The organism is Deltaproteobacteria bacterium (genome assembly GCA_035063765.1).
In the GTDB taxonomy this organism is placed as follows: Bacteria; Myxococcota_A; UBA9160; order UBA9160; family PR03; genus CAADGG01.
Map to the genome: position 1 here is coordinate 1 of JAPSFT010000035.1, position 21,469 is coordinate 21,469.

General features: G+C 75.6%; 16 protein-coding genes and 1 pseudogene. All 17 read left to right on the forward strand.

The features are described from left to right. Positions 1–834: nucleotide sugar dehydrogenase (locus OZ948_18455; GenBank protein MEB2346708.1), on the forward strand; the 834-nt coding region annotated here is incomplete at its 5' end. Beyond that, positions 831–1,934, forward strand: coding sequence for a mannose-1-phosphate guanylyltransferase (locus OZ948_18460; protein MEB2346709.1), 1,104 nt, complete (start codon positions 831–833; stop codon positions 1,932–1,934). The genes OZ948_18455 and OZ948_18460, both read left to right, overlap by 4 nt. A gap of 66 nt (positions 1,935–2,000) precedes the next feature. Further along, positions 2,001–3,152 (forward strand): ATP-binding protein, encoded by a 1,152-nt coding sequence (locus tag OZ948_18465; protein ID MEB2346710.1) that lies wholly within the window; start codon positions 2,001–2,003, stop codon positions 3,150–3,152. A 10-nt stretch (positions 3,153–3,162) separates the two neighbouring features. After that, positions 3,163–4,647 carry a sigma-54 dependent transcriptional regulator gene (locus OZ948_18470; GenBank protein MEB2346711.1) on the forward strand — a complete coding sequence of 495 codons (1,485 nt, stop codon included), beginning with the start codon at positions 3,163–3,165 and terminating at the stop codon, positions 4,645–4,647. Positions 4,648–4,691: 44 nt separating this feature from the next. Further along, positions 4,692–7,256, forward strand: coding sequence for a tetratricopeptide repeat protein (locus OZ948_18475; GenBank protein ID MEB2346712.1), 2,565 nt, complete (start codon positions 4,692–4,694; stop codon positions 7,254–7,256). Between the two features lie 106 nt (positions 7,257–7,362). Further along, positions 7,363–8,517, forward strand: a complete 1,155-nt coding sequence (locus OZ948_18480) for a LysM peptidoglycan-binding domain-containing protein (GenBank protein ID MEB2346713.1) — start codon at positions 7,363–7,365, stop codon at positions 8,515–8,517. Between the two features lie 96 nt (positions 8,518–8,613). Further along, positions 8,614–9,744 carry a DNA-processing protein DprA gene (dprA, locus tag OZ948_18485; protein MEB2346714.1) on the forward strand — a complete coding sequence of 377 codons (1,131 nt, stop codon included), beginning with the start codon at positions 8,614–8,616 and terminating at the stop codon, positions 9,742–9,744. 54 nt (positions 9,745–9,798) lie between these two features. Beyond that, the gene (gene trmFO / locus OZ948_18490; GenBank protein ID MEB2346715.1) at positions 9,799–11,136 is read left to right on the forward strand and encodes a methylenetetrahydrofolate--tRNA-(uracil(54)-C(5))-methyltransferase (FADH(2)-oxidizing) TrmFO; all 1,338 of its coding nucleotides are present in this window, start codon (positions 9,799–9,801) and stop codon (positions 11,134–11,136) included. Then, positions 11,133–12,050 (forward strand): tyrosine recombinase XerC, encoded by a 918-nt coding sequence (locus OZ948_18495; protein ID MEB2346716.1) that lies wholly within the window; start codon positions 11,133–11,135, stop codon positions 12,048–12,050. Before trmFO ends, OZ948_18495 begins: the two co-directional genes overlap by 4 nt. Positions 12,051–12,092: 42 nt before the next feature. Beyond that, positions 12,093–12,638: an ATP-dependent protease subunit HslV gene (gene hslV / locus OZ948_18500; protein ID MEB2346717.1), complete on the forward strand. Its 546-nt coding sequence runs from the start codon at positions 12,093–12,095 to the stop codon at positions 12,636–12,638. 52 nt (positions 12,639–12,690) lie between these two features. Beyond that, complete coding sequence (hslU, locus tag OZ948_18505; GenBank protein MEB2346718.1) at positions 12,691–14,052, forward strand: ATP-dependent protease ATPase subunit HslU; 1,362 nt, start codon at positions 12,691–12,693, stop codon at positions 14,050–14,052. Positions 14,053–14,080: 28 nt separating this feature from the next. Beyond that, positions 14,081–15,589: a response regulator gene (locus OZ948_18510; GenBank protein MEB2346719.1), complete on the forward strand. Its 1,509-nt coding sequence runs from the start codon at positions 14,081–14,083 to the stop codon at positions 15,587–15,589. A gap of 79 nt (positions 15,590–15,668) precedes the next feature. After that, a complete protein-coding gene (argB, locus tag OZ948_18515; protein ID MEB2346720.1) occupies positions 15,669–16,469 on the forward strand; it encodes an acetylglutamate kinase in 801 nt (266 codons plus the stop codon). Then, a complete protein-coding gene (gene argF / locus OZ948_18520) occupies positions 16,466–17,392 on the forward strand; it encodes an ornithine carbamoyltransferase (protein MEB2346721.1) in 927 nt (308 codons plus the stop codon). The genes argB and argF overlap by 4 nt, the downstream gene beginning before the upstream one ends. Before the next feature lie 32 nt (positions 17,393–17,424). Further along, positions 17,425–18,447 carry a tellurite resistance/C4-dicarboxylate transporter family protein gene (locus tag OZ948_18525; protein ID MEB2346722.1) on the forward strand — a complete coding sequence of 341 codons (1,023 nt, stop codon included), beginning with the start codon at positions 17,425–17,427 and terminating at the stop codon, positions 18,445–18,447. Positions 18,448–18,573: 126 nt separating this feature from the next. After that, the gene (locus OZ948_18530) at positions 18,574–19,860 is read left to right on the forward strand and encodes a DnaJ domain-containing protein (protein ID MEB2346723.1); all 1,287 of its coding nucleotides are present in this window, start codon (positions 18,574–18,576) and stop codon (positions 19,858–19,860) included. Then, a pseudogene (gene dnaK, locus OZ948_18535) lies at positions 19,857–21,410 on the forward strand (molecular chaperone DnaK). The gene OZ948_18530 and the pseudogene dnaK overlap by 4 nt, the downstream one beginning before the upstream one ends. Positions 21,411–21,469 lie beyond the last annotated feature (59 nt).

Genomic DNA, 21,469 nt, shown 5'->3' on the forward strand with positions numbered 1-21,469 from the left:
GCGATCGGGGACTTCATGCGGCCCGACCGGGTCGTGATCGGCGCCGACGACGACGAGGCCGTGGCGATCCTGAAGGACCTCTACCGGCCGCTCTACCTGATCGAGACGCCCTTCGTGATCACGAACATCGCGAGCGCCGAGCTCACGAAGTACGCGGCCAACGCCTTCCTCGCGACCAAGATCTCCTTCATCAACGAGATGGCCAACTACTGCGAGCGGATCGGCGGCGACGTCCACGCGATCGCGCGCGGGATCGGGCTCGACAAGCGGATCGGTTCCAAGTTCCTGCACCCCGGGCCGGGCTTCGGCGGCTCCTGCTTCCCGAAGGACACCCGCGCGGCGGCGCACTTCGCGCGCACCGGGGGCGAGGCCTTCGAGATCATCGAGGCGGTGATCCGCGTGAACGAGCGCCAGCGCGAGCGCATGGTCGAGAAGATCGAGCGCGCCCTCGGCGGCGACCTGCGCGGACGCACGATCGCGTTGCTCGGCCTGTCCTTCAAGCCCGAGACCGACGACATCCGCGAGGCGCCAGCGCTCGACATCGCGCGCGCGCTCGAGCAGCGGGGCGCCGCGATCCGCGCCTTCGACCCGGTGGCGATGGCGAACGCCGCGCGCGTGCTGCCGGCGGCCACCTTCTGCGACAACGAGTACGAGGCCTGTAAGGGCGCCGACGCGGTGGTGCTGGTGACCGAGTGGAACCAGTTCCGGATGCTCGATCTGGCGCGCCTGAAGGGGCTGCTGCGCGAGCCGGTCCTCGTGGACCTGCGCAACATCTACGCCCCGGAGACGGTCCGCCGCGCGGGGTTCCGCTACGAAGGCGTTGGCCGGGCGTGAGGCCGCCCGCGCGCGCACGGAGGGGAGGGGCCCTGGACCTCCACGTCGTCGTGATGGCCGGTGGCGCCGGCGAGCGGCTGTGGCCGCAGTCGAGGAGGCGCCGCCCGAAGCCGCTCCTGCCGGTGGCGGGCGGCGCGACGCTGCTCGGTGCCACGGTCGAGCGGGCGCGCCGGATCACGGCGCGCGAGCGGATCTGGCTGGTCTGCACGGCCGACAACGCCCCGGCGCTGCGCAAGGAGGCGGGCCTCCCGCCGGGCCGCGTCCTGGTCGAGCCCCAGGGCCGCAACACCGCGATGGCGGTGGGCTACGCGGCGGCGCGGATCGCGAGCCGGCACCCGGAGGCGGTGCTGCTCGTGCTGCCGGCCGATCACGTGATCCCGGACGCGCGCGCCTTCGCCGCGGCGGCGCGCCGCGCCGCGCGCGCGGCGGCGGGCGCCGGCGTGCTGGTCACGCTCGGGGTCCGGCCGACCCGCCCCGAGACCGGCTACGGCTACATCCACCTGGGCGCGCCCGCCGGCCGCCGGCACCCGGGGCTGCACCGGGTGCGCGGCTTCGCCGAGAAGCCCGCCCTCGCGCGCGCGCGCCGCTACCTGGCGAGCGGCGCGTGGCTGTGGAACGCGGGCATCTTCGCCTGGCGTGCGGACACGATCCTGGCCGAGATCGAGCGCCACGAGCCCGCCCTCGCGCGCGCGCTCGCGCCGCTGCGCGCCGCGGGGCGCCCCGCGCCCGCGGCGCTCGCGCGCGCCTACCGCCGCGCGCCAGCGCTGCCGATCGACGTGGCCGTGCTCGAGCGCAGCGACCGCGTGTGGACCTTGCCGATCGCCTTCCACTGGAACGACCTCGGGAGCTGGGCGTCGCTGGCCGGCGAGCTCGGGGTCGGCGGGAAGGCGTCGCGCGTGGTGGCGGGCGAGGCCTGGCTCGAGGATGCGCCCGGGAACCTGGTCTGGGGGGCGGGGCGGCCGATCGCGCTCCTCGGGGTCGAGGGGCTCGCGGTGATCGATGCGGGCGACGCCCTCCTCGTGACGCGCCTCGAGCGCAGCGCTGACGTGCGCCGGATCGTCGGCCGGCTGCGCGCAGCGGGGCGCCGCGAGCTGCTCTGATCTCCGGGCGGCCCCCGGGGCTGCTCCGTGCTCAGGGCCGGCCGCGCTTCCTCCGATGACCCCGCCATGCCCATCCAGGCCCAGGACCCCCGCTACGCCGGCTGGCTGGTCGGGTCGATCCGCTCGGGGCTCGTCGCGATCGACGAGCGCGGCAGGATCGCGGCGCTCAACGAGGCGGCCCACCGCCTGCTCGGCTGCGCCGGCGCGAGCGCGGCCGACGCGCTCGGGCGCGACTGCCGGGAGGCCCTGGCGGGCGAGCCGGCCGTCGCCGAGCGCCTCCTCGCGAGCCTCGGCGGGGCCGAGCCCGAGGGCCGCGCCGAGCTGGCCCTGATCGGCCGCCCCGGCCGCCCCGGCCCCACGATCGGCTTCACGGTGGCGGCCGTACGCGACGAGGCGGGCGCGGTCCGCGGCGCCCTCCTGCAGTTCCGCGACCTCACCCCCTACGAGCGCAGCGCCGAGCAGGAGCGGCTGCGCGATCGCCTGGCGGCGCTCGGCGAGATGGCCGCCGGCCTCGCCCACGAGATCCGCAATCCCCTGGCCGGGATGGAGATCCTGACCGGGCTCCTGCGCCGGCGCCTCGCCGAGCAGCCCGAGGAGCTCGCGCTCGTGAGCGAGCTCGCGGCCGAGATCCGCCGCGCGGCCGCGACGGTGACGGAGAGCCTCGAGTTCGTGCGCCCCGTGGCGCTGCGCTGCGACGAGGTGGACCCGATCGAGCTGCTCGAGGAGTCGCTCGCGAAGGCGCGCGCGCGGGTGCCCTTCGCGGGCGACGTCGCCCGCGACTACGCCGAGGCGCTGCCCGCCCTGCGCGCCGACGGCGAGCGGCTCGAGAGCGTCCTCACGAACCTGATGGTGAACGCCATGGAGGCGATGGAGAGCGCGAAGTCCGACCCGCGCTGGCTGCGCCTCGCGGTGTGCGTCGAGCGCGGCGAGGACGTGGACGCCGGGACCCTGCGCGAGCCCGAGATCGTGTTCAGCGTGGCCGACTGCGGGCCCGGCATCCCCGAGGAGCTGCGCGAGCGGATCTTCTACCCCTTCTTCACGACCAAGCAGGAGGGCTCGGGGGTGGGCCTCGCGCAGGCCCAGAAGATCGTGGCGGGCCACGGCGGCCGGCTCGAGCTCGGCAGCGACGCCACGGGCGGCGCCGTCTTCCACGTGCGGCTCCCGCTGCAAGCGCCCGAAGGGCGCGCGCCGCGCGCCGCCGGCGAGCGCAGGTCATGAGGACGCCGGCATGAGCGACCCTTCCGGAACCGCGCGCCCCGCGCGCCTGCTGGTCGTCGAGGACAACGACACGCTGCGCCGCGGCATCGCCCGCGCGCTCGCGGACGGCTTCGGCGCGGTGGACGAGGAGCCCGGCGGCGACGCGGCGCTGCTCCGGCTCGGCGACCCGACCCGGCTCCCCTACGACGTGGTCGTCACCGACCTGCGCCTGCCGGGCGCGAGCGGCCTCGACGTGCTCGGCGCCGCGCGCGCCCGCGACGAGCGCACCGCGGTGATCCTGATGACGGCCTACGGCACGATCGACACCGCCGTCGAGGCGATGAAGCGTGGCGCCTTCGACTTCGTGCAGAAGCCCTTCGAGCTCGAGCAGCTCGAGCTGCGCGTGGCGAAGGCGCTCGAGCACGGGAGCCTCGTGCGCGAGGTGACGCGCCTGCGCGCCGAGCGCGCGGCGCGCTTCGCGCCCGAGAACCTCATCGGGCGCAGCCCCGCGCTCGAGGCCGCGGTGACGATGGCCCGCAAGGTGGCGCCCTCGCGCTCGACCGTGCTGGTGACCGGCGAGACCGGGACCGGCAAGGAGCTCGTGGCCGGACTCATCCACGGGCTCTCGCCGCGCGCCGACGGCCCCTTCGTGAAGGTCAACTGCGCGGCGCTGCCCGAGACGCTCCTCGAGTCGGAGCTCTTCGGCCACGAGCGCGGCGCCTTCACGGGCGCCGAGCGCACCCGGATCGGCCGCTTCGAGCAGGCCCACGGCGGCACGATCTTCCTCGACGAGATCGGCGACATGACGGCCGCCACCCAGGCGAAGCTCCTGCGCGTGCTCCAGGACCGCGAGTTCTTCCGGCTCGGCGGGACGCGCGCGATCCGCTCCGACGTGCGCATCGTGGCCGCCACCAACATGGAGCTCGAGCACGAGATCCGCAGCGGCCGCTTCCGCGAGGACCTCTTCTTCCGGCTCAACGTGATCCGGATCCAGATGCCGCCCCTGCGCGAGCGGCCCGACGACGTGGAGCTCCTGGCCGGGCACCTGGCGGTGCACTTCGCGCGCGAGCTCGGCCGCCCCCTGCGCGCGCTGGCCCCCGCGGCGCTCGAGCGGCTGCGCAGCCACGGCTGGCCCGGCAACGTGCGCGAGCTGCGCAACGTGCTCGAGCGCGCCGTGCTGCTGGCCGACGGCGAGCGCATCGAGGCGGGCGACGTGGACCTCCCCGAGGCGCCGGCGCCCCCCGGCGGCGGGCTGCGCCTCGAGATCCCGGCGGCGGGGCTCCCGCTGCGGGACGTCGAGCGCGAGCTCGTGCTCGCGGCCCTGCGCAAGACGGGCTTCGTCCAGAAGGACGCCGCGGCGCTGCTCGGCGTGAGCCGCCGCAAGCTCAACTACATGGTGCAGCGGATGGGCATCACCCATCCCTCGTGGCGCCGCAACCGCGCGGGCGCCCCGGCGGCGGCGCCCGCGCCGTGCCCGGGACCCGGTGGCGTTGAAGAGGAACCCGCCATCGGATAAGTAGGCGGGCTCCCCGCGCCCTCCGCGGGGACCCGAGGGCACCCATGATCCGTTCCGATCGCCAGGCATCTGCCGCGAGCCCGCTCGCCCGCTCGCCGGCCGCGAGCGCTCCCGCTCGCCCGTTCGCCGCACGCCGGCTCGCCCAGAGCCTGCTCTGCCTGGCCCTCCTGGCGGCGCTCCCGCTCGGCTGCCAGGACGACGCGAGCCGGCTCGCGGAGCACATGGCTCGCGGCGAGCAGGCGCTCGAGGACGAGAAGCCGAACGAGGCGGTCATCGAGTACCGCAACGCCCTCCAGATCGACCCCAACCACGCCGCCGCGCACTTCGGTCTCGCGAAGGCCTACCTGGCCCAGCGCGACGCCCGCAAGGCGTACTGGGAGCTCCAGGAGACGGTCCGCCTCGACCCCGAGAACCTCGATGCGCGGCTCGCCCTCGGCCAGTTCCTGCTGCTCGGCGGGGACGACGAGTTCGGCCAGGCCCTCGAGCAGGCGGACGCGATCCTCGCGCGCGAGCCCGAGCGCTGGGAGGCCTACGTGATCCGCGCGCGCGCGCTCGAGAACCTGAAGCGCCTCGACGAGGCGCAGACGGACTACGAGAAGGCCGTCGAGCTCGCACCCGACAACGCGGACGTGCTGCGCACGCTGGCCGGGTTCCTGGTCCGCAAGGGGGACCCGGCGGCGGCCGAGCCGTTGCTGCGCCAGCTCGTCGAGAAGGACCCGAGCGCCCGCTCGTATTTCCAGCTCGGGGCCTTCCTCTCCCAGGACCGCGCGCGCGACGCCGAGACCGAGGCCGCCTACCGCAAGGCCGTCGAGCTCGCGAAGGAGGACGAGCGCTCCGACGCCTACCAGCGGCTCGCGAGCTTCTACTACCAGCGCGAGCGCTACGACGAGGCCGAGAAGACGCTCCAGGACGGCCTCGCGGCCACCGGCGAGCACCTCGACCTGATCTACGCGCTGGCGCGCTACTACCACTCGCGCGGCGCGAAGGACCGCGCCGACCAGATGATCGAGGAGGCCACCCGGGCGAAGCCCGACCAGGTCGAGCCGTACCTGATCCTGTCGGCGTACCGCGGCCGCAACGGCGACGTGGCGGGCGCCCTCGAGGCCGCCGAACAGGCGCTCGCGGTGGACCCCGAGAGCATTCCCGCCCGCCTGCGCAAGGCCGAGCTGCTCGTGGACACGGGCGTCAAGCAGGGCCAGGGCGAGAAGATCGCGCAGGGCCGCGCGATCGTGGACGCCGTCCTCGCGAAGGACCCGAAGACGCCCGAGGCGCTCTTCGTGCGCGGCAAGATCGACCTCGCTGAGGGCAAGCCGGCCGAGGCCGTCAACGCGCTGCGCCGCGCGCTCGAGGAGCGGCCGGACTGGGCGCAGGCGCACTTCCTGCTGGGCTCGTCGCTGCTGGTCCAGGGCGACCGCCAGCAGGCGCGCGCCGAGGCGCTGCGCGCGATCGAGCTCGACGCGGAGTTCGTCGAGGCGCGCATCCTGCTGGCCCGCGTCCACGCGCTGCTCGGCGAGAACCAGCAGGCCATCGAGGAGGCGCGGCGGATCCTGCGCCAGCGGCCGGGGGCCGTGGACATGCGCGTGCTGCTCGCGCAGAGCCTCGTCCACACCGGCAAGATCGAGGACGCGCGCGTCGAGCTCGAGGCGGTCCCGCTCGACGAGCGCAACGCCGAGGTGTACTTCGCGCTCGGCCGGATCGACATGGCGCAGAACAAGCCCGACCTCGCGCGCGAGAAGCTGCTGGCCGCGCTCGAGCGCGCGCCCGGCCACCCCGAGATCCTGGAGTCTCTGCTGCAGGTGGACGCCGCCCAGCAGCGCATCCCGGAGTCGCTCGACCGCATCCGCAAGGCGCAGGCCGTGAAGCCCGACGACAGCGCGCTCGTGCGCCTCGAGGGGCTGGCGCTGCTCCTGAACGGGGAGGGGGAGGCCGCCGAGGCGCGGCTGCGGCGCGCGATCGAGATGAACCCGAACGACATGGACACCTACCAGGTGCTCGCGCGCTACCTGCTGGGCTCCGGCCGCCGCGAGGAGAGCATCCAGACCTACGAGCAGGCCGCGAAGTCGCGGCCCGACTCGGCGCCGCTGCGCTTCACCCTCGGGACCCTCTACGAGGCCGAGGGGCGCCGGGACGACGCGATCGCACAGTACGAGGAGGCGCTGCGCCTCGACGACAGCCTGGCCGTCGCGAAGAACAACCTGGCCTACGTGCTGGCGGAGCAGGGCAAGGACCTCGACCGCGCGCTCGAGCTGGCCCAGGCCGCCAAGGCGCAGCTCCCCGACAGCCCGAACGCCACCGACACGCTCGGCTGGGTGCTGCTCAAGAAGGGCATCGCGGCGGCGGCCGTGGACTACCTGAAGGAGGCCGAGAGCGGCTTCCCGCCCGACCACCCCGACCTCGGCTGGGTCCGCTTCCACCTGGCCCAGGCCTACGCGGCGAACCAGCAGCCGGAGGAGGCGCGGGTGGTGCTCCAGCGCGCCCTCGACGGCTACGCCGCGCTCGAGAAGAGCGCCCGCGAGCGGGGCTTCGAGGGCGAGATCCCGGCCCCGCCCTGGGTCGCCGACGCCCGGGCCCTGCTCGACCGCCTTCCCCCGGGCCCCCCGGCGGGTTGAGCCGGCGCCCTTCAGGCTCGCCCCCGAGCCGCCGATAGACCCTCGGGGCCGACCGCTGGTCGGAGCCCTAGGCCGCCGATGCCGGCGCGCCCCGGGAGGGATCTCGATGCGGATCGCGAGTCTGCTTCTGTGTGCATTCACCTCGTTCGGCCTGGCCGCCGGCGCCGCCGCCGAGGGCGACGCCGCCGCGCCGGGCGCTCCGGCTGCGGCCGCGACGGAGGCCGGCGCGCCGGCCGCGCCCGCGAGCGAGTCGAGCGCGCAGCCGGCGCCGGTGAAGCACAAGCCCCGCCTCGGTCCGGTCGGCCACGACGCCGCGGGCCAGCGCGGGCGCATCCACACCGTCGCCCGCGGCGACACGCTCTGGGACATCTCCGACGCCTACCTCGGCACGCCCTGGGTCTGGCCCTCGCTCTGGCAGGACAACCCCGAGGTGCCGAACCCGCACCGCATCTTCCCGGGCGACAAGCTCTGGATCAGCCCGACTGCCATGCGCCGCGTGACGGACGAGGAGGCCGCGCGCCTGCTCGGCGAGGCGCCCGCTTCGTTCGAGGACGCCTCGGGCCCGCTCGGCACGGTCAGCGTGCCGACGATCGACGCGATCGGCTTCGTGAGCGACTCGACGATCGCGGCTGCTGGCTCGATCCTCGGCAGCCCGCGCGACGACGACTGGTATTCCGCCGAGATGCCGGTCTACCTGAGCCTCGGCGAGGGCGAGGTCGCCAAGGGCGACCGCTTCACGGTGGTGCGCATCGAGGACACCGTGGACGACCCCGAGACGAACCGCTCGATGGGCGTCTTCGTGGACCGGCTCGGCTGGGTGGAGGTGGTGGCGGTCCACGCGGACAGCTCGGAGGCGGTGATCCGCCAGTCCGCGCGCGAGATGCAGGCCGGCGACCGCCTGCTCCCGCGCACGGAGCCGAGCGCCGAGATCCCGGTGCGGGCCGCGACGCCGCCGGTGGAAGGCCAGATCGCCTTCCTGGGCTCGACGCGCACGGTCAACGGCGGGCAGGACGTCGTGTTCCTGAACCGCGGCAGCGAGCACGGGCTGATGACCGGAAGCCCGCTCGTGGCCTTCCGGCCCGGCGACACGGCGCTCGACCCCGACCTTGGCGTGAAGCGCCAGCTCCCGGACGACGTGCTCGCGAACCTCGTGGTGGTGTCGGCGGAGCCCCGGAGCGCCGTCGCGGTCGTGACCCATGCCTCGCGCGAGATCGAGCGCGGCGACTGGTTCCGGGACACGCGAGGCGAGCGCCTGGAATAGCTCGCCCGCCGGAGGTGAACGCGCGGCCGCCGTTGCGGCGGCCCGCGGCGTCCCGCCATCCTGCCCGACCTCGCCCCGGGTCCCGGGGAGACGGCCGTGCCGGAGGGGGGCCTCCTCGACCCGCGCGACCCCGCACCGGCGGTGCGCGAGCGGGTCCACGCGTGGCTGGCCCTCCAGGCCCGCGGCGGCTTCGCCCCGGTGGCGGCGCGGGCGGCGCTCGCGGCGGCTCGCGGCGAGCCGGTGGCGGCTCTGCGGCGCCTCACGGGCGAGACGCCGGCCGCGGTCCTCGGCCGCGCCGCCCTCGACACCGCCTGCGCGCGGCTCGCGCGCAGCGGGGCGCGTCTCCTGCCCTTCGGCGCGCCCGCCTATCCCGCCCGCCTCGCCGCGCTCGCCGATCCGCCCCCGCTGCTCGCCGTGCGCGGCGAGCCGGCGAGCCTCGGCGGGCCGCTGGTCGCGATCGTGGGCGCGCGCCGGGCGACTCCCTACGGTGTCGGAGCGGCGCGGCGGCTCGCCCGCCAGCTTGCGGGCCTGGGCTTCGGCGTGGTCTCGGGGCTCGCCTGGGGCATCGACGCAGCGGCCCACCGCGGCGCGCTCGAGGCCGGCGGGCGCACGATCGGGGTCCTCGGCTGCGGCGCCGACCGGGTGTATCCGCGCGAGCACGCGGCGCTCGCTGCCGAGATGAGCGCCGCGGGCGCGATCGTGAGCGAGCTGCCGCCGGGCGCCGCGCCCCTCAAGCACCACTTCCCGCTGCGCAACCGCCTGATCAGCGGGCTCGCCCTGGCGCTCGTCGTCGTCGAGGCGCGCGCCCGCAGCGGCTCGGGGATCAGCGCCGGGCACGCCGCCGAGCAGGGGCGCGAGGTGCTCGCGGTGCCGGGCCCGATCGACGCCCCGACCAGCGAGGGGCCGAACCTGCTCCTGCGCGACGGCGCGGCGCCGGCGCTCGACGCGAGCGACGTCCTGCGCGCGCTCGGGCGTACCGAAGAGGCGGAGGCCTGGCTGCGCCGGCGCCGGGGCGCCCGGGAGGGCGAGGACGGCGGCGAGGCGGCCCTCGCTCCCGAGGCGCGCGCGCTCCTCGCGGCGCTGCGCGGCGCGCCCGCCACGCGCGACGAGCTGGCGTCGCGGCTCGGGCTCGCACCGGCCGCGCTGGCGGCACGCCTGCTCGCGCTCGAGCTCGACGGCCGCGTCGCCGAGGACCGCGCCGGCCGCCTGCGGGTCGTCCCGCGCTGAAGCGCCCCCAGCCCTGCGCTTCGCGGGCGTGCCCACGCGCTACCCTGCGCCGCGATGGGGCTCCCGGACGTCACGATCGTCGGTGGTGGGCTCGCCGGGTGCGAGGCGGCCTGGCAGCTCGCGCAGCGCGGCGTCGCGGTGCGGCTCCACGAGATGCGCCCCGGCCGCTCCTCGCCCGCCCACACCGGGGCGGATCTCGCCGAGCTCGTGTGCAGCAACTCGCTGCGCTCGGCCCAGCTCGGCAACGCCGTGGGCCTGCTCAAGGAGGAGATGCGGCGGCTCGGCTCGCTCGTGCTGCGCGCGGCCGACGCCTGCGCCGTGCCGGCCGGCCGCGCCCTCGCCGTGGACCGCACCGCCTTCGCCCGCCACGTGGGCGACGCGATCGGGTCCCACCCGCGGATCGAGCTGCGCCGCGAGCTCGTGCCCGCGGTCCCCGCGGCCGGGCAGGTGATCCTCGCGACCGGTCCCCTCACGGCGCCCGAGCTGGCGCGCGACCTCCAGGCGCTGTGCGGCGAGGAGTCGCTCGCCTTCTACGACGCGATCGCCCCGATCGTCTACGCCGACTCGGTCGATCCCGAGGTCGCCTTCCGCGCCTCGCGCTGGGAGGAGGGCGAGGGCGACTACTGGAACCTCCCGCTCGAGCGGGCCTCCTACGAGGCCTTCGTCGACGCGCTGCGGGCCGCCGACCCGGTGCCGCTCCATGCCTGCGAGCAGGCGCTCTACTTCGAGGGCTGCCTGCCGATCGAGGAGATGGCGCGGCGCGGGCGCGAGACCCTGGCGCACGGGCCGATGAAGCCGGTGGGCCTCGTGGACCCGCGCAGCGGGCGGCGGCCGTGGGCCGTGGTCCAGCTCCGGCACGAGGACAAGGAGGGGATGCTCTACAACCTGGTGGGCTTCCAGACCCGCCTGCGGGTGGCGGACCAGCAGCGCGTCTTCCGCACGCTGCCCGGGCTGGGCGGCGCGGTCTTCGCGCGCTACGGCTCGGTGCACCGCAACACCTACCTGAACGCGCCGCGCCAGCTCGGCCCCGATCTCGCGCTGCGCGCGCGGCCCGCCGTGCGCGTGGCCGGGCAGATGGCGGGGGTCGAGGGCTACGTCGAGTCGGCGGCGCTCGGCGGGCTCGCGGGGCTCTTCGCGGCGGCCGCGGTGCGCGGCGAGCCGGTGCCCTTCCCGCCCGAGACGAGCGCGCACGGGGCCCTCCTGCGCCACCTGCGCGACGCCGATCCGCGTCGCTTCCAGCCGACCAACGTGCACTGGGGGCTGTTTCCGCCGCTCGCGCCCGTCCCGGGCGCGCGCCGTGAGAAGCGCCCCGAGCGCAACGCGCGCCTCGCCGCGCGCGCGCTCGCGGACCTCGCGCCGTGGCTCGCGGCGGCCGGGACAGCGGGACCATGACCTTCGCCGAGGCGCTCGCCGGCTTCGACCGCTTCCTCGCCGCCGAGCGCAACCTCTCGCCCCACACGCGGCGCGCCTACGGCTCGGACCTGGCGCAGCTGGCCGCGCACCTGGGCCCGGCGGCGCGCCCCGAGGCGGTGACGGCCGACGAGCTGCGCGCCTATCTGGCCGCGCGCCACCGCCGCCTCCAGCCCGCCTCGCTCGGCCGCAAGCTCGCCGCGATCCGCGCCTTCTACCGCTGGCTCGTGCGCGAGGCGGGCCTCGAGCGCGACCCGAGCGCGGGCCTCGCGGGCCCGAAGCAGCCGCTCCGCCTGCCGCGCCCGCTCTCGGTGGACGACTGCGTGGCGCTCGCCGAGGGGGAGCGCGCGGGTGCGCCCGCCGGCCGGGCCGAGGCGCTGCGCGACCGCGCGCTCGTCGAGCTCCTCTACGGCGCCGGGCTCCGCGTCGGCGAGCTGGTGGCGCTCGACGTGCGCGACCTCGACCTGCTGGCGCGCGAGGTGCGGGTGCTCGGCAAGGGCCGCAAGGAGCGCAGCGTGCCGCTGCCCGAGGCGGCGCGGTGCGCGCTCGCCGCCTGGCTCGAGGCGCGCCGCCGGCCGGGCTACCAGGCGGAGCCCCTCTTCGTCTCGCTCGCGGGCGGGCGCGCCGGGCGCCGGCTCGGCGAGCGCGCGGTGCGCCGCCTCCTCGCTCGCCGCGCCGCCACGGCCGGGGTGGCCGACCGCGTCCACCCCCATCGCCTCCGACACAGCTACGCGACGCACCTGCTCGACATGGGCGCCGACCTGCGCGAGATCCAGGAGCTGCTCGGGCACGCGAGCCTCTCGACCACCCAGCGCTACCTCGCCGTCTCGGCCGAGCGGCTCTTCGAGGTCTACGACCGCGCGCACCCGCGCTCGCGGCGGCCGGCGCGCCCGTGAGGCCGCGGGGGAGGGCGCCATGACGTGGAGGCGGGCCGGTCGATGAGCCGACGGGAGCACGTGCGCTCGACCACGGTGCTCGGGGTCCTGCGCGGCGGCCGGCTCGCGCTGGCCGCCGACGGGCAGGTGACGATCGGGCAGGCCGTCGTGAAGCACGGCGCGCAGAAGGTGCGGGCGGTCGCGAAGGGGCGCGCCGTGGTGGGCTTCGCCGGGGGGGCGGCCGACGCGCTGGCGCTCCTCGAGCGGCTCGAGGCGAAGCTCGAGGCGCACCCCGGCAACGTGCGCCGGGCCGCCGTGGAGCTGGCCCGCGAGTGGCGCGCCGACCGCGTGCTGCGCCGGCTCGAGGCGATGCTGCTGGTGGGCGACCCCGAGGCCCTGCTCGTCGTGTCGGGCAACGGCGACGTGCTCGAGCCCGACGACGGGGTCGCCGCGATCGGCTCGGGCGGCTCCTTCGCGCTGGCCGCCGCGCGCGCGCTCCTGCGCCACACCGAGCTCCCGGCCCCCGAGCTCGCGCGCGAGGCGCTCGGCATCGCCGCCGAGATCTGCATCTACACCAACGACCGCATCGAGGTGGTGACGCTCCCGTGACCGCGACCCGCGACCGCTTCCCGACGAGCCCGAGGACCGGCGCGTGAGCGAGCTGCGCTCCTTCACGCCCCGCGAGATCGTCTCCGAGCTCGACCGCTACGTGGTGGGCCAGCGCGAGGCCAAGCGCGCGGTCGCGATCGCGCTGCGCAACCGCTGGCGCCGCCAGCAGGTGGCGCCCGAGCTGCGCGACGAGATCGCGCCCAAGAACATCATCATGATCGGCCCGACGGGGGTCGGGAAGACCGAGATCGCGCGCCGGCTCGCGAAGCTCGCCGAGGCGCCCTTCCTCAAGGTGGAGGCCTCGAAGTTCACCGAGGTCGGCTACGTCGGGCGCGACGTCGAGTCGATCGTGCGCGACCTGACCGAGCTCGCGATCCACATGGTGACCGAGGAGGAGAAGCGGCTCGTGCGCGCGCGCGCCGAGGAGCGCGCCGAGGAGCGCCTGCTCGACGCGCTGGTGCCCGCGCCGGCGCCGCTCGCGATGCCGGGGCACCCGCCGCCGCCGCCGGCCGCGCCGCCGGCCTCGCTCGCCGAGACGCGCGAGAAGATGCGGCGCATGCTGCGCCAGGGCCTGCTCGACGACCGCGAGGTCGAGATCGAGACCGCGGAGGCGCCCGCCACGCCCTCGCTCTCGATCTTCACGCCGCAGGGGGTCGAGGAGATGGGGGTCCAGTTCAAGGACCTGCTCGGCAACCTCTTCCCGGGCCGCACCCGCCGCCGCAAGCTGCGCGTGCCCGCCGCGCGCGAGGCCTTCGCCGCCGAGGAGGCGGCCCGCCTCGTCGATGCCGACAAGGTGCGCGAGACCGCGATCCGGCGCGTCGAGCAGGCGGGGATCGTCTTCCTCGACGAGATCGACAAGATCGCCGCGGCCGGGGGCGGGAAGCAGGGCCCCGACGTCTCGCGCGAGGGCGTGCAGCGCGACCTCCTGCCGATCGTCGAGGGCTCGACCGTGCAGACCAAGCACGGCGCCGTGCGCACCGACCACGTGCTCTTCATCGCGGCCGGCGCCTTCCACGTGGCCAAGCCCTCGGACCTGCTGCCGGAGCTCCAGGGCCGCTTCCCGATCCGGGTCGAGCTGGCGACGCTCGGCCAGGACGACTTCGTGCGCATCCTGACCGAGCCCGACAACGCCCTGGTGCGCCAGTACGTGGCGCTGCTCGCCACCGAGGGGGTCGAGCTCGCGTTCCGCGACGACGGCGTGCGCGCGATCGCCGAGATCGCCGCGGCCGTCAACGCCCGCACCGAGGACATCGGGGCGCGCCGGCTCCACACCGTGCTGGAGCGGCTGCTCGACGAGGTCTCCTTCGACGCGCCGGACCTGGGTGGCAAGCAGATCGTGATCGATGGAGACTTCGTGCGCGAGCGGCTCGGGGCGCTGGCGCGCGACGAGGACCTGTCGCGCTACATCCTCTGATCGCGAGCTGCCGGGGGGAATGCCAAGGATGACGAGCCGCACCCGTGTGTTGGTGGTGGACGACGAGCGCTTCTTCCGCGAGGCGATCCGCGAGCTCCTGGAGGCCGCCGGCCACCCGGTCGCGACGGCGGCCACCGCCGCCGACGCCCTGGAGGCCGCCGCCGACCCCGAGGTGGGCGTGGTCGTGCTCGACATCCAGCTCCCGGACCGCAGCGGGCTCGAGGTGCTGCGCGCGCTGCGCGAGCGGCGGCCCGAGCTGCGCGTCGTGATGCTCTCCGCGCACACGGACCAGGAGTACGTGCTGGAGGCGCTGCGCCTCGGCGCCTGCGACTACCTGGCGAAGCCCCTGCACGAGGAGGAGATGCGGCTCTCGGTCGGCCGCGCGCTCGAGGCCTACGAGCTCGCACGGCGCTTCGGGGCCCTGCGCGGGCGGCTCGGCGCGCTGGCCGGCGAGGTGGAGCGGCTCGTGGCGGCGCGCGCCGGCGAGGGCGGCGCGGGCCTCGCCGAGGACCGCGCCGCGCTGGCGGCGCGCCTTGCCGAGGCGGCCGCGCGCCTGCTCGGCGCCGGCAAGACCTCCGTGCTCCTGCGCGAGCCGGGCGGCGACCGGCTCGCCGTGGCGGCCGCGGTCGGCCGCAAGGACCTGGCCGAGCTCGACCCGGTGCCGATCGGGGGCGGCGTCGCGGGCCGGGCGGTGGCGCAGGGCCAGCCGATCGTGGTGGACGACATGCCGAACGACCCCCGCTTCGGCCCGGGCGTGCCGGGGCGCTACGAGTCGGGCGCCTTCGCGGTCCTGCCGCTCGGCGCGGGCGGCGAGAGCTTCGGGGCGCTCTGCGCCACCGACCGCGCGGGCGGCGCGCGCTTCGCCGACGAGGACCTGGCGATGCTGCGGCTCCTGGCGCTCCCGCTCGCGCCCGCGCTCGACCCGAGCCCGCCGCTCGCGGAGGCCCTGGCCGTGGCAGAGCCGCCGGCGGAGCCGGCGGGTGCGTCCGAGGACGCCGCGCTCGCGCGTGCCGTGTGCGACGCCATGACCGCCGAGGTCGAGCCCGAGCGCATGCTGCGCGCGGCGCTCGGCGCGGTGGCCGGGCGCCTCGGCGCCGCGTCCGTGGCGGTCTACCTGCTCGACGCCGCGAGCGGGCGCCTGCGCCGCGAGGCGCAGTGCTGCGAGCCGGCCCGCCCCGAGGACCGCCCCGAGCTGCCGCGCGACGCGGGGCTCACCGCGCTCGCCTACCAGAGCGGGGAGGCGATCGCGAGCGAGGGCGCCGGCGCCGACCTGCGCTGCGACGCCGCCGTGGACACGCCGGCCGACGGGACGCCGCGCCCGCTCTGGCTCCTGCCGCTGCGCTTCCGCGGCCGCTGCCTCGGCGTGTGCCGGGTGTTCGGCGACGCGGGCTTCGCCGGGCTCCCCGAGACCACCGGCGCGCTCGTCGCCGCGGCGCTCTCGGCGGCGGTCCGCAACGTGCTCCTCTACCGTTCGCTCGTCGAGTCGATCGAGGAGGTGGCGCAGGTGCGCCGCGAGGCCGGGCAGCGCGGCGCCTAGCGCGAGGGCAGGGGAGGCCGCCGCTTTGGTCCAGGACGCGATCGACAAGGCGAAGGTGCTGATCGAGGCGCTGCCCTACATGCGGCGCTTCGTCGGCAAGACGATCGTCCTCAAGTACGGCGGCGCGGCCATGAAGGACGCGGCGCTGCGCGCCTCCTTCGCCGTGGACGTGGGGCTGCTCAAGCAGATCGGGCTGCGGCCGGTGATCGTGCACGGTGGCGGGCCCCAGATCGGGGCGCTCCTCGAGCGGCTCGGGCGCACCTCCACCTTCGTGGACGGCCTGCGCGTCACCGACGACGAGACCATGGAAGTGGTCGAGATGGTGCTCGGCGGCACCGTGAACCGCGAGATCGTCGAGCTGATCCAGCGCGGCGGCGGCCAGGCCCTCGGGCTCACCGGCGCCGACGGCGGCCTCCTGCGCGTGCGGCGGCGGCTGAAGGACGGCCGCGACATCGGGCGGGTGGGCGAGGTCGTGACGGTCGACCCGGCGGTGGTGGAGGCGGTCACCGAGAAGGGCTTCATCCCGGTGGTCGCCCCGATCGGGGTCGGTGAGGACGGCCTCACCTACAACGTGAACGCCGACGAGGCGGCCGGCGCGCTCGCGCAGGCGCTGCGCGCCGAGAAGCTGATCCTGCTCACCGACGTCGAGGGCGTGCTCGACGCCGACGGCAAGCTGATCCGGCGGCTGACGCGCGAGCAGGCCCACGAGCAGATCGCGAGCGGCACGATCCGCGGCGGCATGATCCCGAAGGTGGAGTGCTGCCTCGCCGCCGTGCAGGGCGGGGTGACGCGCGCCCACGTGATCGACGGCCGCCTCGAGCACGTCGTGCTGCTCGAGATCTTCACCGACCGCGGCGTCGGGACGCTGCTCACCCGATGAGCGCGCCGAAGGACTTCCTCTCGCTTGCCGACTGGCCCGCCGGGGAGCTGCGCGCGATCCTGGCGCGCGCCCACGAGCTGAAACGCCTGTCCCGCCGCGGCGAGGCGCCCCAGACCCTGCGCGGGCGCACGCTCGCCATGTACTTCGAGAAGCCCTCGCTGCGCACCCACGTGACCTTCGAGGCGGGCATGACCCAGCTCGGCGGGCACGCGATCCTGCTGCGCCCCGAGCAGGTGGGGATCGGCACCCGCGAGTCGCCGGCCGACGTGGCGCGCAACCTCTCGCGCTGGGTGCACGGCCTCGTGGCGCGGACCTTCGACCACGCGCTGGTCGAGGAGCTGGCCGCCGCCTCCGCGATGCCGGTGATCAACGGCCTCACCGACCTCCTCCATCCCTGCCAGGCGATGGCCGACCTCCAGACGATCAGCGAGCGCGCGGAGCTCGAGAAGGCGGTGGTCGCCTACGTGGGCGACGGCAACAACGTCGCCAACTCGCTGCTCGAGGCGATCTCGGTGCTGGGCGGCGAGCTGCGGCTCGCGACGCCCGCGACGCACCAGCCCGCGCTCCTGGTGCGCCAGCGCGCGGCCGCCCTGGCCCGGCGCAGCGGCGCCCGGGTCATCTGGACCCCGGAGCCCGTCGAGGCCGTGCGCGGCGCCCACTTCGTCTACACCGACGTGTGGACGAGCATGGGGCAGGAGGACGAGAGCGAGCGGCGCCAGGCCCTCTTCGAGCCCTTCCAGCTCAACGCCCGGCTCCTCCGCCACGCCCCCGAGGCCTTCGTGATGCACTGCCTCCCCGCCCACCGCGGCCAGGAGATCACCGACGACGTCCTCGACGGCCCGCGCAGCATCGTCTTCGACCAGGCCGAGAACCGCCTCCACGCCCAGAAGGCGATCCTCGAGCGGCTGCTCTCGAGCCCCTGAGCGGGCTCCGGCGGGTGCGCGAAGATCGGCGCATGGCGGTGCGAGCGGCCGTGGACGCGGAGCTGCCGCCCGACGCCTTCGCGATCGTGATGGCGACCGGCATCGTCGCGGTGGCGGCCGGCGACCATCGCTACGGCTGGATCGCCGCGGGGCTGGCCGCGCTGGCGTCGCTCGGCTTCGGGCTCCTCGCCGCCGCCCTGGGCCTGCGCCTCCTGACCCGGGGGCGGGCGATCGCCGCGGGGGCGCGAAATCCCGACGTCGCCCTGCGCATGTTCACCTTCGTGGCGGCGGCCGCCGTCCTGGGCGTGATCTGGCAGGGCCGTCCGGTGGCGGTGTGGGGGCTCTCGCTCCTCGGCCTCGGCGCCTGGCTGGTGCTGGTTCCGCTCGCGGCGCGCGACGTCGGGTCCCGCCCGCGCGCCGCCCTGCGCGACCACGTGCACGGGGCCTGGCTCCTCGCGAGCGTCGCCACCTCCGGGCTCGCGACGAGCGCGGCCGACCTCGCGATCCAGGCGCGCGCCCCGGCCCTGGCGTGGGTGGGGATCCTGCTCTGGCTGGGCGCCCTCGTGCTCTACGGCGCCGTCACCTGGCTGATCGCCTGGCGCGTCCTCGCGGCTCCCTTCCGCCCCGAGGCGGTGACGCCGGACAGCTGGATCCTGATGGGCGGCCTCGCGATCGCGGCGCTCGCCGGGGCGCATCTGCGGGACGCCGCCCGCGCGCTCGGCGCGATCACCGGGCTGGCGGACGGGATGGGCGCGGCCACGGTCCTGCTCTGGGCGGTCGCGAGCCTGTGGATCCCGGTGCTCCTCTACGCGGAGATGTGGCGGGTGGACCAGCGGGCGGGATCGCTGCACTTCGCCGGGGTCTGGTGGTCGGCGGTCTTCCCGCTCGGGATGTACGCGGCGGCGACCGCCGCCACCGGCGCGCGGATGCAGCTGCCCGCGCTCGCCACCGTCTCGCTGGTGTTCTTCTGGATCGCGTTCGCGGTCTGGACGATCGTCGCAGTCGGAATGGTCCACACCGCCCTCCTGCGGCGCACGCCCCCCGGTCGAGCCTGACGCCCCGCGGGGGATCCTGGATCCCCGTCCGCCGACACGGCGGCGGCTCAGCTTCGCCTCCCTGCGGGCCGATGAGCAACGACGCCAGCCATCCCTCGATGGCTGCGGGGCGCAGTTGGGGGGGCGATGGCTCTGGCGGGCAGGAGCAGTGCAGCGGACGAGCGCGTCCCGCGGCTCGGGCCCGGCGTGGACCCGACCTCGCTCCCGCTGACACCGGCCGAGGGCTATCTCCTCTCGCGCGTCGACGGCCGCACGCCCTGGCGCGTGCTGCGCGAGATCGGCGGCCTGTCGCCGGTCGAGGTCGATCGCTGTCTCGAGCGCTGGCTCGCCGAGCAGGTGCTGGTGGTCGAAGGCGCGGCGGGCCGGCGCGCCGCGCGGACGCCGCCGGCGCCGGCCGCGCGCACGCCCGAGCCGCCGGCCGCCGCCGGGCTCGCCGTCGATGCCTCGCTCGACCTGCCGGCCGCCGTGCAGGAGCGGCTGCTCGCGCTCGCGGCCCGGCTCGACGCGCCCTACCACGAGATCCTGGGCGTTCCCCCCGACGCGGACCGCAAGGCCCTCAAGCGCGCCTACTTCGCGCTCTCGAAGGAGTTCCACCCGGACCGCTACTTCCGCAAGAACCTTGGCGCCTTCCAGGCGACGCTCGAGCGCGTGTTCAAGAGGATTGTCGAAGCCTACGAGCTCCTCTCGGACCCGATGGCGCGCGCCGAGATCGAGAAGTCGCTGGCCGCCATGGCGCCGCCCGCCGCGGCGGCCGCCGGGGCCGAAGCCGCCGCGACGCCGGCCGCCGCGCCCGAGCCGGGCAAGCCTGCGCCGCCGCGCCGGCCGCACGTGTTCTCGGTGGCCGAGCGCGTGCGCAAGGAGCGCCGCCAGCGCGCCAAGCGCCTCTTCGAGGCCGGCATGGCCGCCTACGCCGGTGGCCGCTGGCTCGAGGCGGCGGGCGGCGTGCGCCTCGCGATCGCCTTCGACCCCTGGAACGCGGTCTACAAGGAGCAGTTCGCCGAGGTGCAGGGCAAGGCGCACCAGGAGCGCGCGAAGCAGCACGTGAAGGAGGCCGAGAGCGCCCTCGAGCTGCGCGACTACCCGGTGGCGCTGCGCGCCTTCGAGGAGGCGCTCCACTACCGCCCGGGCGACGTCGACCTCCTGCGCCGCGCGGCGCGCCTCGCGCTGCAGACCGGCGGCGACCTGCGCCAGGCGAAGGAGTGGGCGCTCGAGGCCGTCGAGCAGGAGCCCCGCGACGCCGGCGGCCACAAGCTGCTCGGCACGATCTACAAGGCAGCGGGCCTCACGGCCAACGCGCGCCGGGAGTTCGAGCTGGCGAGCCAGCTCGATCCGAAGGACGAGGAGGCGCGCGCGGAGCTGCGCGCGGCAGGCGGGGGCCTCGGCGCCCTGCGCTGGCTGGGAGGGAAGCGATGAGTCGCGTGATCGGGATCGACCTCGGCACCACCAACTCGTGCGTGGCGGTGGTGGACAACGGCCAGCCGGTCGTGATCCCCAACACGGGCGGGTACAAGACCACGCCCTCGATGTTCGCGCTCGCCGACGACGGCAAGCGCCTGGTGGGACACCTCGCCAAGCGCCAGGCCATCACCAACGCGCGCAACACCGTCTACGCCTCGAAGCGCCTGATCGGGCGGCGCTTCGACTCGGCCGAGGTGCATCGTGCCACCGAGTTGTGTCCGTACGAGATCACCGAGGGGCCCAACGGCGACCCGCGCGTCCGGCTCGGCGACAAGACCTTCACCTGCCCGGAGATCGCCGCGATCATCCTGCGCGAGATGAAGCGGGTGGCCCAGGAGTACCTGGGCGAGCCGGTGCGCGAGGCCGTGATCACGGTGCCGGCGCACTTCAACGACGCCCAGCGCCAGTCCACCAAGGATGCCGGCAAGATCGCCGGCCTCGAGGTGCTGCGCATCATCAACGAGCCGACCGCGGCCGCGCTCGCCTACGGCTTCGGCCGCAAGCCCTCCGACGAGACCGTGCTGGTCTACGACCTCGGCGGCGGCACCTTCGACGTCTCGATCCTCGAGATGGGCGACGGCGTCCTCGAGGTCCTGGCCACCGCGGGCGACACCTTCCTGGGCGGCGAGGACTTCGACCGCCGCGTCGTGACCCACCTGCTCGAGCAGTTCGAGGCGAGCGAGAAGATCGACCTGCGCGGCGAGCCGATGGCGCTGCAGCGGCTCAAGGACGCCGCCGAGAAGGCCAAGTGCGACCTCTCCTCGAGCACCCAGACCGAGGTGAACCTGCCCTTCATCGCGAGCGACGCCGAGGGCCCGCGCCACCTGTCGGTGGTCGTGACCCGCGAGACGCTCGAGCGGCTGGTGGGCGAGATCGTCGACCGGACCATCGAGACCGTGAAGCTCTGTCTCGCCGACGCCGGGCTCGAGTCGGGCCAGATCGACCAGGTGATCCTGGTCGGCGGGCAGTCGCGGATGCCGCTCGTCCAGGAGCGGGTGGCGGAGTTCTTCGGCAAGCGCCCGCACAAGGGCGTGAACCCCGACGAGGTGGTGGCGATCGGAGCCGCCCTCCAGGCCGAGGCGCTGCTCAACGAGGACCAGAACCTGCTGCTCCTCGACGTGACGCCGCTCTCGCTCGGGATCGGCACCTACGGCGGGCACTTCGCGCGCCTCATCGAGCGCAACACCACGCTCCCGGTGCGCCGCGCCCACGTCTTCACGACCACGCGCGACAACCAGACGGCCGTGAAGATCCGCGTGCTCCAGGGCGAGAGCGAGATGGCGGAGGAGAACGACCTGCTCGGCGAGTTCATCCTCTCGGGCATCCGCGAGGCCCGCAAGGGCGAGCCCGAGATCGAGGTCGGCTTCGACATCGACACCAACGGCATCGTCTCGGTCGCGGCGCGCGACCAGGCGACCGGCCGCGAGCAGTCGATCACGGTGAACGCCACCGGCACGCTCTCGGACGAGGAGATCCAGCGCATCATCGACGAGAACGAGCTCTACGAGATCCAGGTGAAGGAGTAGCCGGCCTCGCCCTCCTGCCGACGGGCGGCCGGCGGGCA